Consider the following 14,396-nt stretch of genomic DNA (forward strand, 5'->3'; position numbering starts at 1 on the left):
GGTGGCCTCGTTAGGCTAAGCCTTCGGTACCACCCCGCCCTTCGGGCACCCCTCCAAAGGAGGGGAATTGGGTGCGCTGTACCTTTGATCCATGGGGTGCGGCGAAGTCATTCTCCGCCTCTGGATGTATACCCATCAGGGTTAGGTTATTCCCCACCTCTGAAGGTGCCGGGGCGAAGTTATTCCCCTCCTCTGAAGGTGGCGGAGCGGGGTTATTCCCCACCTCTGAAGGTGCCGGGGCGGGGTTATTCCCCTCCTCTGGAGGGGTGCCCGTCAGGGCGGGGTGGTGGAAGCTCAACAGCAAATCGCGGTAATACTCATACTGCTTTTGGCGCAAGGCAATTTCGCGGGGCAAGCCTTCGCTGATGGAATTGGTCAGGGCGTCGAATTTATCGAGGATGGCGACGATGCGGGCTTGTTCGGCGAGTGACTTTTCAGGATCGTTTGGATAGGGAATCGGGATGGCTATTTTTGAAAAGCCGTTAATCAGCAATGTATTGACTTTGGTTCTTGCCACATACTTTGCTTTCTCTGCAATGAATGATGCCGTTTGCATGCAATAGGACACAAATTTCGGATTCAATGAATGCCGGAAAGCGTAGCAGTGGTCGTGAATGGCAACTTTTTCATCTCCGAGCCATGCCACGGCCTTACCAACATCGTCGACCGTCTCTCCAACGTCGGTTAGCACTACGTCTCCCGGTTTTGCATAGCGTAGAGACCCAGCCATATCGCTTCTGACCTGAGAAAGCGCACGAGTCGTAAAAACGCCATACCGAGTGTATATCTCACCGTAATGGATAACGCTGATGCCGTCTTCAACATAATCGGCTTTAGTAAAGCGTTTTCCGCGAATGAATTCCCCAATTTCGCCCAACGTCTTCCACTCCACATCCCGACCACCCCGCCCTTCGGGCACCCCTCCAGAGGAGGGGAATTCAAAACTCAACAACTGGTCGCGATAGTAGTTGTATTGTTTTTTTCGCATGCTAAGCTCGGCGGTCAGCTCGGCGGTCAGCTCGGTAAAGGCGTCCAGAATGCGGACGATTTCGGCTTGGATCTCAAGCGATTTTTTGGGATTTTCAGGGCAAGGGATGGGAATTTCGAACTTATCAGTATCTGGCGTTGCAATTTGCGGCATTTGCATCTTACTGCCAATGTTCTGAAAGTGGGGTTCATTCAGTTTCAGAAAATGGTAAACATACTTGATATGGATTCCGTCGTTTTTTGAATGGTATGACCACATTTCATTTTTATGAGAAAACGGTTTGTCGTAATACTCGAATTCTATAACACCACGAGATTTGACGATAATTGAAGGCTCGTTATTTAAGTCTTTTGCGGGTATATCTTCAAAATCAACGAATGCAACAGTTTTACCGCCAGCGAAAATTTTCACCGGGGCACCATCTTTATGAATTTCTTTCATCTGGCCAGCGGTGATCTTTGTGCCCTTAGTTCTAACAAGCGCATCCCCGATTGGTTTCCACTTTACCGAAACGCCATCCACCAGCTTCCCCAAAAAGTTCAGGCTGCTCATGCCTCCAGCTCCTCGCCTTCAATTTCCCTCACAATGGCGTCAATCTCCGACCGCAGCTTATCGATTTTGGCCACGGTGATAAGCAGCTCGGCATTGAGCTGGGCAATGTCCACTACTTCTCGGTTGTCCCTGGCTTCGACATAGCTGCTCACCGACAGGTTGTAGTCGTTGCCGGTGATGGCATCAAAGCTTACCGATTTGGCAAAGTGTTCAACGTCCGCTTTGCTATCGAACACAGCCATAATTTTTTCGATGTGCTCGTCGGTAAGGATGTTGTTATTGGTTTCTTTTTTAAACAGACCGCTGGCATCAATAAACTGGGTGTTGGTGTCGGTTTTGCGCTTGGACAGCACCAGAATATTCACGGCAATGGTGGTGCCGTAAAACAGATTGGGCGCGAGCGAAATTACGGTTTCGACGTAGTTGTTATCCACCAGATATTGGCGGATTTTCTGCTCGGCACCGCCCCGGTAAAAAATACCGGGGAAGCAGACAATGGCGGCGCGGCCTTTGCTGGAGAGGTAGTTGAGCGCGTGCAGAACAAAGGCAAAGTCGGCTTTGGATTTGGGCGCCAGCACGCCCGCTGGTGCAAAGCGTTCGTCGTTGATCAGGGTGGGATCGTCGCTGCCTATCCATTTCACCGAGTAGGGCGGGTTGGAGACGATGGCGTCAAAAGGTCGGTCTTCAGCGAAGTGCGGTTCTTCCAGTGTGTTGCCCAGCTGAATGTTGAACTTGTCGTAATTGACGTTGTGCAAGAACATGTTCATCCGCGCCAAGTTGTAGGTGGTGTGGTTGATCTCCTGCCCGAAAAAACCGTCTTCGATGATGTGGGCGTCAAAGTGCTTTTTGGCTTGCAGCAGCAAGGAGCCGGAACCACAGGCCGGGTCGTAAATCTTGTTGACGCTGGTTTGCTTGTGCATGGCGAGCTGCGCGATCAGCCTGGACACATGCTGCGGGGTAAAAAACTCACCGCCCGATTTGCCGGCATTGGCGGCGTAGTTGGAGATGAGGAACTCGTAAGCATCGCCGAACAGGTCGATGCGGCTGTCATCAAAATCGCCAAAGTCCAAACCGGCCACGCCTTTGAGTACGGCGGCCAAACGGCTGTTTTTGTCGGCCACGGTGTTGCCGAGGCGGTTGCTGGTGGTATCGAAATCGGCGAACAGGCCTTTGATATCGCGCTCCGAAGGGTAGCCGTTGGCGGAACTTTCGATGGCGGCAAAGATGGCTGCCAGATCGGTATTCAGGCTGTCGTTGGTATTCGCGCTGGCAGCGACCTTGCTAAACAACTGGCTGGGGTAGAGAAAAAAGCCCTTGGTTTTAATGGCATCGTCTTTGATTTCCGGGGTAATGACGCTATCGGGTAGCTCCGCATAGTGGATGCTGTCGTCACCGCCTTCGATATAGCCGGCAAAGTTTTCGCTGATAAAGCGATAAAACAGGGTGCCGAGTACGTATTGCTTGAAATCCCAGCCGTCCACCGCACCGCGCACATCGTTGGCGATTTGCCAGATTTGGCGTTGCAGGGCGGCGCGTTGTTGAGTGCTGGTCATGTGTTTCCTGTTTAAATACGTTTTGATTCGTCAGCGGCTTTTAAGCAACTTGCCATTTTAACGAACGCGGTAAGTTACGCCAAATCGATACCTTGTTAAACCAGCGTTCCAGTGAAATTCATGGAGGGAGCGATGCAGTGCCTTCATGGACCTTAGGAAAAACCGCGGGCAAAATAAACCTATGCCGAGCGGGATTTTGACGGCGGCTCGGGTGTAGGACAGGACTATCTAACTTTATCCAACAGACTGGCGAAACGCTATCAGCGCGCCTCGCCGAACCAATGCTGAGTGCGCTTGCAAAACCCGACCAGGGCCAACATCAGCGGCACCTCTATCAATACGCCGACCACGGTAGCCAGCGCGGCGCCGGACGACAGGCCGAACAGCATCACGGCGGTGGCGATGGCGACTTCGAAATGGTTGGAGGCGCCTATCATGGCCGATGGGGCGGCGTTTTCGTAGGAAAAGCCCCACAGCTTGGCGGCCCAATAGGTAATCGCGAAAATCAGCACGGTTTGTATCGCCAACGGAATCGCAATCCACAATATGGTCAACGGATTGGCGGTGATCACCTCGCCCTTGAAGGAAAACAGCAGCACCAGCGTCAGTAATAAGGCGATGATGGTGATGGGTGTCAGCAGATGCAGGAATTTTTGTTCGAACCAGTCCAGGCCTTTATGGGCGATAATCCATTTACGCGAATAAAACCCGGCCAGCAAAGGCAAGGCCACATAGATGCCGATGGACAACAACAGGGCTTCCCAAGGCACCGGCAATTGGCCGACGCCCAGCAGGAATCCGCCGATCAAGCCGTACAACAGCAGCATCGCCAATGAGTTGATCGCCACCATCACCAGGGTATGGCCGGCATTGCCCTTGGCCAGATAGCCCCACACCAGCACCATCGCGGTGCAGGGGGCCACGCCCAACAAAATGCAGCCGGCCAGATAGCTGCGCCATAGCGGCACTTGCAGCATTTTAATGCCGTCTTGCAACACCACGGTGCCGGCACCGTATTCGGAACCGACCGGCAAATCCAGGCCAAACGGCATTTTGACCAAATCCACCGCATCGGCGCCGATCAGGCCTTGAAACAAACCGCCCAAAAACAAATAGGCGATACCGTACATCGTGAACGGCTTGATCGCCCAGTTGACGATTAATGTCAGGCTGACCGGTTTGATGCTCTTGCCGGCCTTGACCACTTCGGCGAAATCTATCTTGACCATGATGGGATACATCATGAAAAACAGGCAGATGGCAATCGGTATCGATACGACCGGCGCTCCGTTAATGGTGAGGCTCATGCCGTCCAGGGTCTTGGCGAAATCCGGCGCGTAAGCCCCCAGCAGTATGCCGGCGGCAATGCACAAGCCCACCCAGAGGGTCAGATAACGTTCGAAAAAGCCCATGGGGTGTTGTTTGGCTGTCATGGTGTTGGCCTCGTTGGTTTTGTTTTTAGTGGTCCAAGTCCGCCGATCATTCGGGTTCCGTGGCTTTGCAGCAGGGAGAAAGCTTGTCGACCCGAATGACGGGATCTTCGCCGAACAGCGGTATCGAATTGAGTGAATGAAAGGCTTCCCAGGCGATGCCTTGCGGGTCGACGCTCCAGTATTTGTCCGATTGCACGTAACAGCAGGTGGCTTGTTTTTGTTCCGCAACCGGCAGAGCCGCGTCGACCAAGGCCTGCTGCACGGCTTCCAGTTCCTCGCTCGATTCCACCTGTACCCCTAAATGATCCAGTCCCGCTTGGCGTCCGCGACTGGAAATGGCGAAATTCACCCGCGGATCGTCCAACAGCCATTTGGCGTAGTCGCTTTTTAAGACGCTCGGTTGGCTTTGGAACAAGGCGCTGTAAAAGCGGATGTTTTGTTCGAGATCGTCGACGGCGATATGGATATGCAGGCGTTTCATGGGAATGGTTCCGGTTAATTTGAATTTATGTCTGGCGAGGACTGCGTGGCGCCAAGTTCGTCGACCCTGTTTTTCAAGGTGATGGCGTCCAGTTTGTGCAATGGCAGGTTGCAAAACAATTCGATGCGCCGTTTCAGCAACAAGTAGGTGTCGAAAAACAATTTTTGCACCCGCTCGTCGTCGGCATACAGCATGGCCGGGTCTTCCACGCCCCAATGCGCGCGCATCGGCTGACCGGGCCAGACCGGGCAAGGCTCGCCGGCGGCTTTGTCGCAGACGGTAAATACAAAATCGAAGCTCGGCGCGTCCTCGGTTGTGAATTCCCGCCAATCCTTGCTGCGTAATTCGCCGGTGTCATGATTCAAGCTGTTCAGCAATTGGAGCGCGGCGGGATGGACGTAGCCTACGGGATGACTGCCGGCGCTATAGCCACGAAATCGGCGGCCGCCGATTTGATTCAATATCGCCTCGGCCATGATGCTGCGCGCCGAGTTGCCGGTACAGATGAATAAAACCCGATAGGTTTTGTCCGTCATATCGCTTTCCGATATCAATCTATTAATGGCCGACCAGCGTCAGCAAGCGTTCGACGCCTATTGGCTCTTGTTGCAGCAAAGGCACCACGGCATGCCGCTGGGTATGTTGCGTGGCGACGGCCTCGATTTCGGGTAGCTCATTAGCCGCCCTTTGTCGCAGTAATGGCGATTTAGCTTTACTTGCCGCGACGCTGGCATTGATGATCCAGGCCCAGACAGCCATGCCGGCGCGTTTCAGGTCGGCTTGCAGATTGGCGGCTTCCAATACCGGCGTGGTCTCCGCCAGCGTGACGATCAGCACCTTGGTGCGATGCTGGTCCTGTAAGCGCATTAACGGCGTCGTGTAATGCAAGTCCTTGGCGTCCATTTGCCGGCCGACTTCGCGGTGATAGGCGCCGGTGGCATCCAGCAACAGCAAGGTATGGCCGGTCGGCGCGGTGTCCATCACCACGAACTGGCTGTCCGCTTCGCGAATGATGGCGGAAAAGGCCTGGAACACCGCGATTTCCTCGGTGCAGGGAGAGCGCAGGTCTTCCTCCAATAAGGCGCGGCCTTGCTCATCCAATTTAGCGCCCTTGGTCTCCAGCACATACTGGCGGTAGCGTTCGGTTTCCTGTTGCGGGTCGATGCGGCTGACGGCCAGATTGTCCAGCGTGCCGTTCAGGGTCTCGCTCAAATGTGCGGCTGGGTCCGATGTGGTCAGGTGCACCGGCAATCCGCGCCGGGCCAATTCCACCGCAATGGCGGCGGCCAGGGTGGTTTTGCCGACGCCGCCCTTACCCATCAGTAGAATCAAACCGTGTTGGTCTTGGGCGATTTCATCCACCAGATCGGACAGCTTGGGTTCGTCCGGTTCCAGAGGCGAATCGACGGCGATTTCGGTCGTTGTGGGGGTGTCTTCGAATAGTTGCCGCAATGCGGTCGGGCCCACCATATTGAACGGCTTCAGCATCAGCCTGTCGCACGGCAGCCTTTGCAAAACGTCGGGCATGTTTTGCAGCGCGGCGAGTTCGCGTTCGTGTATGGCGGCTGCTAGCGGATCATTTTCAGCTTCGCTTTGCGGCAGGATGCCGTTGATGAGCAAATGCTGTTGCGACAAGCCAATCGCCGCCAGTTCCGCATGAGTGCGAGCGACTTCGCGCAAGGGGGCTTGCTGGGCGCGCGCAACCAGAATCAAACGCGTGCGCCGGCTATCGGCCAAGGCGTCGACGGCGGCCTTGTATTGCTCGCGCTGTTTCTCCAGGCCCGCCAACGGTCCCAGACAGGATGCATCGCCCTTGCCGGCGTCCAAGAAACCGCTCCAGGCGCCGGGCAGTTGCAACAGGCGCATGGTGTGGCCGGTCGGCGCGGTATCGAACACGATATGGTCATAGCCAGCCGTCAGCGCGCTATCGGTCAGCAGCGCGGTGAATTCGTCGAAGGCGGCGATTTCAGTGGTGCAAGCACCGGATAGTTGTTCTTCCATGCTTTTGACGACGGATTCCGGCAACAATCCCCGCACCGGCCCGACGATGCGGTCGCGGTAGGCTTGGGCGGCCGCTTGCGGGTCGATCTCCAGCGCCGACAAGCCGGGCACGTTTGCTATCGCCGTGATGGTGTTGCCGATGTTGACGCCGAATACTTGGCCCACATTGGAGGCCGGGTCGGTACTGACCAGCAGCACCTTGCGACCGGTCTCGGCCAAATGAATGGCCGTGGCGCAGGCCACCGAGGTCTTGCCGACGCCGCCCTTGCCGGTAAAAAACAAAAAGCGCGGCGGTCGATCGAGGAATTTCATGGCGTGGACCTTAGCAGCACTTGCCGCCGCTGCAACAGCCGGACGCTGGATTTTCCGCAACGGTATCGATGGCGGCCCAGCGCGCCAGTTCGCTTCGATTAGGATAGCGGCCTGCCAGCGCCACTTCGCCATCGAGCAGAATCAAAGGCAGCGCTTCAGCGCCGGAGCGTTCCAAAAACGCTTTGACCACCGGGTTTTCCGCAAAGACCAGCGGTTGTTGAGCGAGGTTGAAGCGCTCGATTTGCGCGCCGTTTTGCTTGGCCCAATCGATGTCGGCGAATACATCCACCAATTGCTGATCGACGTCCACCCCGCAAACGCCGGTGCTGCAACATAAAGCAGGATCGAAAATTTGAATAGTGCTCATGACAAACTCCCAAAAATCAAGGTAACAAGCCGCCGATACGGTCCAACTCGGCTTGCAGACGCGTTGGATCGTTTTTTAACTCATCCAACGGCAGGGCCAGGAAGGTCTCGATGCGGTGGCGCAAAATGCCGTAGGCAGTCTCGAAAGCGGCCTTGATTTCCGCTTCGGTGCCTTGGGCATGGGCCGGGTCTTCCACACCCCAATGGCTGCGCATGACCGAGCCTAGATAAGCCGGACAGGTTTCATTGGCGGCATTGCCGCAGACGCTGATGACGATGTCCGGCGCGGTCGGCAGGTCGTTCCAGGATTTGCTGTAATAGCCCTCGATGGAGATGCCCTTTTCTTGCAGCAATGCCACCGCGCCGCTGTTCAAGCGGCCGATGGGCTTGCTGCCAGCGCTGATCGCATGCCAGCCCGCCGGAGCCAGATGGTTGAAAACGGCTTCGCCCATCAGGGAGCGACAGGAATTACCGGTACATAGAAATAACACGTTCATGGTTTGGTCCGTTGGCTTGGTGGTTCAGTCTTTGTGGCAACATGCCGATGCCTCGCCGGCATCGAAGCAATGCTCCGGATGCCCGGCACAACATTCGGCCGTCAAATAATCCACCAGCGCCTGCATCACCGACAAATTTGCCCGATAACGCTGGTAGCGCCCTTCCTGAGTCACGTTGAGCAAGTCGGCATGCGTCATGGCTTTCAGGTGAAACGACAGATTGGTCGGCGGCAAAGTCAATTCGGCGGCAATTTCGCCGGCAACCAAACCCGTGGGAGCATGTTTTACCAATAAGCGAAATATATCCAGCCGGATGCCGGAAGCCAACGATTCAAACAGGGTGGTGGCGATTTGTTTATCCATGAGTCAACTATACAACAATTATTGAAATATAAAAATATTGTTTTCGCCTTGCGGTATTTTCATGCCCGCACTGCGGCAGGCCTTTTGGCTAATCATAAAAAACAAGCGAAATTGCGCCTGTTGGCAAGCGCTGGTAAATGTCCAAGGCCGGCCCGGCGCTCGAGGACGACTTTCCATGCAAACGGAAAAGTCGCCATGTGCTTTCAGGCTAGGGCGGGTGCTTGATGTATCTAATCCGCGCGCAACGGCGCCACCCTGCCGTTGCGCCGAAATTCGCGATAATCGGCCAGCACCTGGGCGTGATCGAAAGCCAGCCGCGCGGGCAGGTTGTCGAAATTGAACAGGCCGCAGTTTTTGGCGTCGTCCGCCGCCAACGGCATGCCATGGGCCCGACCCACGTAAACCGCCGTAACCGTATGATTGCGCGGGTCGCGGGCGGGATTCGAATAGATGCCGAGCAGGGCCGTCAATGTCACATCCAGACCGGTTTCTTCCTTTGCTTCGCGAATGGCGGCCCGCTCCACGGTTTCCCCGACATCGACAAAGCCGCCGGGTACCGCCCAGCCGTAGGGTGGAAAGGCGCGTTCGATCAAAACGAATGGGTGTTGCGGATCGTCGATCAATTCGATCAGAATATCCGCCGCGAGCAGCGGCGTGACGGGTTTTGCCATGGTAAACCTCGCGATGGGCTCAAATGGATGGAATTCTAGCGGGAGGCTTGATTTTAAGCCAGTCATCCCGCATAGGGTAACCATTGGCGGGGTATATTGGGAGAGGTGTTATGACCATGCTTTATTATGCAGATGCCGATTTTCTGGCTCACGACACCGGGCCCGGCCACCCGGAGAGCCCGGCCCGTTTGCGGGCCATCGAAACGGCATTGAGCGCCGCCGGATTTCCGGGCCTGTCGCGCCGAACCGCGACTATTCCCGAAGACATCGAGGCCAAGCTGTGCCTGATTCATACTCCGACCATGATTGCGCGGGTATTGAGCGGCATACCCGCCGAGGGCCTGAGCTACTTCGACGCCGATACGGTAGCCTCCCCCGGCTCCAGGGCGGCCGCCCTGCGGGCGGTGGCCACGGTATGCGACGCAGTGGACAGAATTATCTCCGGCGAGGCCGGACAGGCATTTTGCGCGGTTCGTCCGCCGGGGCATCACGCCATGCCGGGCTATCCGATGGGGTTTTGCCTGTTCAACAATGTTGCCATTGCGGCCGAATATGCCCGCCGCCATTACGGCTTGGAACGCCTCGCGATTGTGGATTTCGACGTGCATCACGGTAACGGTACCCAGGCGGCGTTTTACCGGCAAGCGCAAGTGCTATACGCCTCCAGCCACCAATGGCCGCATTATCCGGGCAGCGGCCACCCTTCCGAGAACGGAGTGGGCAATATCATCAACGTGCCCTTGCCCACTGGCACCGACGGCAACACTTTCCGGGCCAAATATCGCGAAATCATTTTCCCGGCGCTGAAAAAGTTCGCGCCGCAACTGTTGTTTGTTTCAGCCGGATTCGATGCCCATAAAGACGATCCGCTGGCATCGTTACGCCTGGAAGCCGACGATTACGCCTGGGTAAGTCGACAATTAAGGATGATCGCCGACGAATGCTGCCAAGGACGCATTATTTCCGCGCTGGAGGGCGGTTACCATTTGACCGCTTTGGCGGCCAGTGTAGCCGCCCATGTCAGGGGACTGATGGGAACGGATGGGGGCGGATAAAACGCCCCCAGGGTTTTATTGCAGAACCGGCGCGGTGTAGACGTAATCGTTATCTTTCATCGGCGCGTGGCAGGCGAAACAGGTGGCGGATTTTTCCTTGTCGTTCATCACCAGTTTGTTGCCTTCCCAATGCCCAAAGCCCCAACCGCCGGTTTCGGCATATTTTTTACTGTCCTTGATCATGGCTTCGGCGCCGGCAAATTCGCCGGGAACCACGGCTTGCGGCCAATTGGGATGGGTTTTTTCCTTCCAGCCGACCTTGGCGATAATGCTGCCGTCCGGCCAGGGCTTGGTGTTGCCGGCACGCGCCGCCTTGATGGCAACCTCGTTGCCCAGAATCGTCCGCATCAGTTGTTTTTCCAAACGATGGGATATGCTCAAAGTCAGCCAGTCTTTATATTCGCCGTGTACCGGCTTGGCGGCCGGGGCTTCGGCGCGCGACGCGGTGGCGAAAGCCGCCGTGGCGAGCAGCAAAACAGCGGTAGAAATTTTATTCATGGTCATCCTCCATAATCAGCGGTTGAGTTTGCGGAAAAGCGCAACGGGATTTTAACCATTTGCCGACGGTACCGCTGGACTAATTCGGTACGACTACAATGATGCAGCGCCCGACAGCCAGTGGAAATTGGCGGCAAGGGCCGGTCGCGTTAACGAAACTGTCACTTACCCGAGAGCGGATTCGGCTACAATGCCGGTGGGCTGACGGCGCTTCGCCGATTACTCCCACCCTCCTTTTCACGCTCCTCTTCAAAATTATCCTTATTATGAAAATTCTTAAAACCTCCATGCTGGCCATTATTCTTACCTTCTCCGCCGGCGCAATCGGCAACTTGGCTTACGCGGAAACCAGCACCGACAGTCCCGTGGCCGGCGAAGTCATTTCGCATATCGAGTCGGCGCTGGCCGAAATCCAAAACAGCGATTTCAATACCGCCCGGGTACATTTAAAAGCCGCCCGCGCGGCGGCGGAAAAAATTTCCGGCCATGACGACGTGGTTCAGGCCGCGAACGCCTTGGTCATTCAAGGCCAGATCAAAACCAAGGGCGGCGATATCAAAGGATCGTCCGACGACTTGAATAAAGCCATCGAACTCTATAAGTCGCTGTAAGGGCTTGCTGACCGCAAGGATTCGGCATCGTTTCAAATCGATGCCCACCCTCAGCCAATAGCCAAGCCAAGCTGGATCCCATCCAGCCCAACATTCTGATTTTGTTGGCTTACGCTACGCCAACCTATTTTTTGTCATTTACGGCATAGCCGGCGAAAGGATTTGCGCCAGCTACCGACAAAAACTCCCGTGCTGAATCCGGCACCCTAAACGCGGTGTTGCCGGGCCGGAGGTCCGGCCGGCAACACCCACCCACCGCCTTCCCGTGCTACCATTCGCTGCTATTTTCAACCCACCCATTGCACCGCTCGAAGGAATCCGCCATGTCCGGCAACCATAAACGCCTACCCTACACCTTGTTCTGGTTCTGCGTTGCGCTGATAGGCGCGACCGCCGTCGCCGGCATCGCCTTGCGGCGCGGCGAATCCATCAACAGCATGTGGCTGGTGGTGGCGGCCCTATGCGTCTATGCCTTGGGCTATCGTTTTTACAGTGCTTTTATCGCCGCCAAGGTATTGGTGCTGGATGCCGGCCGCGCCACGCCCGCCGAACGTTTCAACGACGGCCGCGATTTCATGCCCACCCACAAATGGGTGGTGTTCGGCCATCATTTTGCGGCGATTGCCGGCCCCGGCCCCTTGATCGGCCCCACCCTGGCGGCGCAATTCGGTTATTTGCCCGGCACCTTGTGGATTTTGATCGGCGCGGTGCTGGGCGGCTGCGTACAGGATTTCGTCACGCTGTTTTTCTCGGTACGCCGCGACGGCCGCTCGCTGGGGCAAATGGCCAAGGACGAGCTCGGTCCCATCGGTGGCGGCGCGGCCATGCTGGGAGTGATGATGATCATGATCATTCTGATCGCCGTGCTGGGCCTGGTGGTGGTGAACGCCATGAAACACAGCCCCTGGGCCACCGCCACCGTGGCCGCGACCATCCCCATCGCCGTCCTGATGGGCTGCTATCTGCACCACTTGCGTCCGGGACGGGTGCTGGAAGCCACTTTGATCGGCGTATCGCTGTTGATCGGCGCGGTACTGGGCGGCGGTTGGATCGATGAAAACCCCGTCATCCGCGGTTGGTTCGACTATGATGCGCCCCAGCTGGCCGTCATGGTGATTCTGTACGGCTTTGCCGCCGCCGTGTTACCCGTGTGGCTGCTGTTGGCACCGCGCGATTATCTCTCCACCTTTATGAAGCTGGGCACCATTGCCGCCCTGGCAATCGCCATTGTGGTATTGCGGCCGGAGCTGAAAATGCCGGCCTTGACCCAATTCATCGACGGCAGCGGACCGATTTTCGGCGGCAAACTGTTTCCGTTCGTCTTCATCACCATTGCCTGCGGGGCCATTTCCGGCTTCCACGCCCTGATTTCGTCCGGCACCACGCCCAAATTATTGGCCAACGAACAGGACGCCCGTTTCATCGGTTACGGGGCCATGATGATGGAATCCTTTGTCGCCATCATGGCCATGATAGCCGCCAGCGTGCTGGAACCCGGGGTGTATTTCGCCATAAACAGCCCGGCCGGCATAGTGGGAGCCGAGGCGGCGGATGCGGTGGCCAAAATCAGCGGCTGGGGTTTTCCGGTCGGCGTAGAGCAAATGCAAACCCTGGCCCAAACCATGGGCGAATCCACGCTGTTCGCCCGTACCGGCGGGGCTCCGTCACTGGCGGTCGGCATGGCCAGTCTGTTCGCCCAGGTATTCGGCGCGCATTTATTGGCGGCTTGGTATCACTTCGCCATCATGTTCGAGGCGCTGTTTATTTTGACGACGCTGGATGCCGGCACCCGGGTGGCCCGCTTCATGTTGCAGGACATACTGGGCAACTTCAAGCCGGCTTTGGGTAAATCCGGCTCTTATCCGAGCATTATGTTTACCAGCGCCCTGGTGGTCGGTGCCTGGGGATACTTTTTATACATGGGCACTATCGACCCGCTGGGCGGCATCAACAGCTTGTGGCCGCTGTTCGGCATCGCCAACCAAATGCTGGCGGCGATTGCCTTGTGCGTGGGCACCACCATACTGGTCAAAAGCGGAAAATTGAAATACGCCTGGGTTACCGCCCTGCCCTTGACCTGGTTGATTATTATCACCAGCAGCGCGGCCTGGGAAAAATTGTTTTCGGCCGATTTGAGGGTGGGGTTTTTAGCGCATGCCGCCGACTTGTCGGGGAAACTGGCGGCCGGGGAATTGGGGGCCGATATGGCCGTCAAGGCGCCGCATCTGATATTCAACGATTATCTGAATGCCGGTCTGACCTCTGTATTCATGCTGATCACCTGGCTGTTGGTGGGCGACACCCTGCGCGTGATTTATTGCGTGATTACCGGCAAAAACTACCCCCGCTCCAGCGAATCGGCGCATATTCCCAGTCGGCTGGTCGAAGCTTGGGTCAGGGACTAAGGAATGCATTTGGCATTTGATCCCATCAGCCTAACTGTAGCAACCGGCAATCAAAAACCCCTAAACCACGGCCGGAATTAAATGCAACTGGCGTGCATTCAAACCGGGATTATTTGCAACTGCCGATTGGTGCCTCGAAGTTCCGCACCTGTTCGCCTACGTTTCCTGGACTGGTTATTTTTCGAAGTATGTGTCAGCAGCGACCGACAAAGACCGACCCATAGGAGACATCCGACTGAAATTATCCAATGACTTGGGGTGAGCCAATTGCCGACACAGTAGGATGGGTAGAGCGAAGCGAAACCCATCAAACAAAACGCCGATAAATGGGATATGACAGAATATCGTCGACATCGCCTCAAAGGCGGTTGTTATTTTTTCAAAGTCAATTTGGCTGAACGAAATCGGACTTTGCTAACCGATAGGATTGAGCTGCTTCGCGTGTCTTTTCGTAACGTAAAAGATCAACACCCATTTAATATCGACGCGATGGTTGTTTTACCGGAACATATCCATACCATTTGGACTTTGCCGGAAGGTGACGATGATTTTAGTTGACGCTGGCGGCTCATTAAGACCCACACATCTATTTGACAAAGAGGGCCTGGGG

The 14,396-nt window shown here is 56.1% G+C and carries 15 protein-coding genes; 4 read left to right on the forward strand and 11 right to left on the reverse strand.

Going from position 1 to position 14,396, the window contains the following annotated elements; all coding sequences use genetic code 11:
• Positions 1-10 precede the first annotated feature (10 nt).
• The 10 genes from NP590_RS12320 to NP590_RS12365 form a co-directional block, all read right to left on the reverse strand.
• Positions 11-1,540, reverse strand: a complete 1,530-nt coding sequence (locus tag NP590_RS12320) for a restriction endonuclease subunit S (RefSeq protein ID WP_256602720.1) — start codon at positions 1,538-1,540, stop codon at positions 11-13.
• Entirely contained in the window at positions 1,537-3,093 is a 1,557-nt protein-coding gene (locus tag NP590_RS12325; RefSeq protein WP_256602721.1) for a type I restriction-modification system subunit M, read from the reverse strand. Before NP590_RS12325 ends, NP590_RS12320 begins: the two co-directional genes overlap by 4 nt.
• Positions 3,094-3,353: 260 nt before the next feature.
• Positions 3,354-4,526 carry an ACR3 family arsenite efflux transporter gene (gene arsB, locus NP590_RS12330; RefSeq protein WP_256602722.1) on the reverse strand — a complete coding sequence of 391 codons (1,173 nt, stop codon included), beginning with the start codon at positions 4,524-4,526 and terminating at the stop codon, positions 3,354-3,356.
• Positions 4,527-4,572: 46 nt separating this feature from the next.
• The gene (locus NP590_RS12335; RefSeq protein WP_256602723.1) at positions 4,573-5,007 is read right to left on the reverse strand and encodes an ArsI/CadI family heavy metal resistance metalloenzyme; all 435 of its coding nucleotides are present in this window, start codon (positions 5,005-5,007) and stop codon (positions 4,573-4,575) included.
• Positions 5,008-5,021: 14 nt separating this feature from the next.
• Positions 5,022-5,543 (reverse strand): arsenate reductase ArsC, encoded by a 522-nt coding sequence (locus NP590_RS12340; protein WP_256602724.1) that lies wholly within the window; start codon positions 5,541-5,543, stop codon positions 5,022-5,024.
• Positions 5,544-5,565: 22 nt separating this feature from the next.
• Positions 5,566-7,320 (reverse strand): arsenical pump-driving ATPase, encoded by a 1,755-nt coding sequence (gene arsA / locus NP590_RS12345; protein ID WP_256602725.1) that lies wholly within the window; start codon positions 7,318-7,320, stop codon positions 5,566-5,568.
• 10 nt (positions 7,321-7,330) lie between these two features.
• On the reverse strand, positions 7,331-7,687 hold the full coding sequence (arsD, locus tag NP590_RS12350; protein ID WP_256602729.1) for an arsenite efflux transporter metallochaperone ArsD: 357 nt from the start codon (positions 7,685-7,687) through the stop codon (positions 7,331-7,333).
• Positions 7,688-7,703: 16 nt separating this feature from the next.
• Positions 7,704-8,183 (reverse strand): arsenate reductase ArsC, encoded by a 480-nt coding sequence (locus tag NP590_RS12355; protein ID WP_256602730.1) that lies wholly within the window; start codon positions 8,181-8,183, stop codon positions 7,704-7,706.
• 24 nt (positions 8,184-8,207) lie between these two features.
• The gene (locus tag NP590_RS12360; RefSeq protein WP_256602732.1) at positions 8,208-8,546 is read right to left on the reverse strand and encodes an ArsR/SmtB family transcription factor; all 339 of its coding nucleotides are present in this window, start codon (positions 8,544-8,546) and stop codon (positions 8,208-8,210) included.
• Positions 8,547-8,776: 230 nt separating this feature from the next.
• On the reverse strand, positions 8,777-9,217 hold the full coding sequence (locus NP590_RS12365) for an NUDIX domain-containing protein (RefSeq protein WP_256602734.1): 441 nt from the start codon (positions 9,215-9,217) through the stop codon (positions 8,777-8,779).
• Between the two features lie 110 nt (positions 9,218-9,327).
• On the opposite strand from NP590_RS12365, the gene NP590_RS12370 reads away from it, so the two are divergent.
• A complete protein-coding gene (locus NP590_RS12370) occupies positions 9,328-10,272 on the forward strand; it encodes a histone deacetylase family protein (protein ID WP_256602737.1) in 945 nt (314 codons plus the stop codon).
• A 15-nt stretch (positions 10,273-10,287) separates the two neighbouring features.
• Here the strand turns inward: NP590_RS12370 and NP590_RS12375 are convergent, their stop codons facing one another.
• Positions 10,288-10,770: a cytochrome P460 family protein gene (locus tag NP590_RS12375; RefSeq protein ID WP_256602738.1), complete on the reverse strand. Its 483-nt coding sequence runs from the start codon at positions 10,768-10,770 to the stop codon at positions 10,288-10,290.
• Positions 10,771-11,036: 266 nt separating this feature from the next.
• Here NP590_RS12375 and NP590_RS12380 point away from each other — a divergent pair, with 266 nt between their 5' ends.
• The 3 genes from NP590_RS12380 (at position 11,037) to NP590_RS12390 (ending at position 14,344) form a co-directional block, all read left to right on the forward strand.
• A complete protein-coding gene (locus tag NP590_RS12380; protein ID WP_256602739.1) occupies positions 11,037-11,381 on the forward strand; it encodes a hypothetical protein in 345 nt (114 codons plus the stop codon).
• A 323-nt stretch (positions 11,382-11,704) separates the two neighbouring features.
• A complete protein-coding gene (locus tag NP590_RS12385; protein ID WP_256602740.1) occupies positions 11,705-13,786 on the forward strand; it encodes a carbon starvation CstA family protein in 2,082 nt (693 codons plus the stop codon).
• Positions 13,787-14,119: 333 nt separating this feature from the next.
• The gene (locus tag NP590_RS12390; RefSeq protein WP_305888671.1) at positions 14,120-14,344 is read left to right on the forward strand and encodes an REP-associated tyrosine transposase; all 225 of its coding nucleotides are present in this window, start codon (positions 14,120-14,122) and stop codon (positions 14,342-14,344) included.
• Positions 14,345-14,396: the final 52 nt, after the last annotated feature.

It is taken from the genome of Methylomonas subterranea (genome assembly GCF_024505185.1).
GTDB lineage: Bacteria > Pseudomonadota > Gammaproteobacteria > Methylococcales > Methylomonadaceae > Methylomonas > Methylomonas subterranea.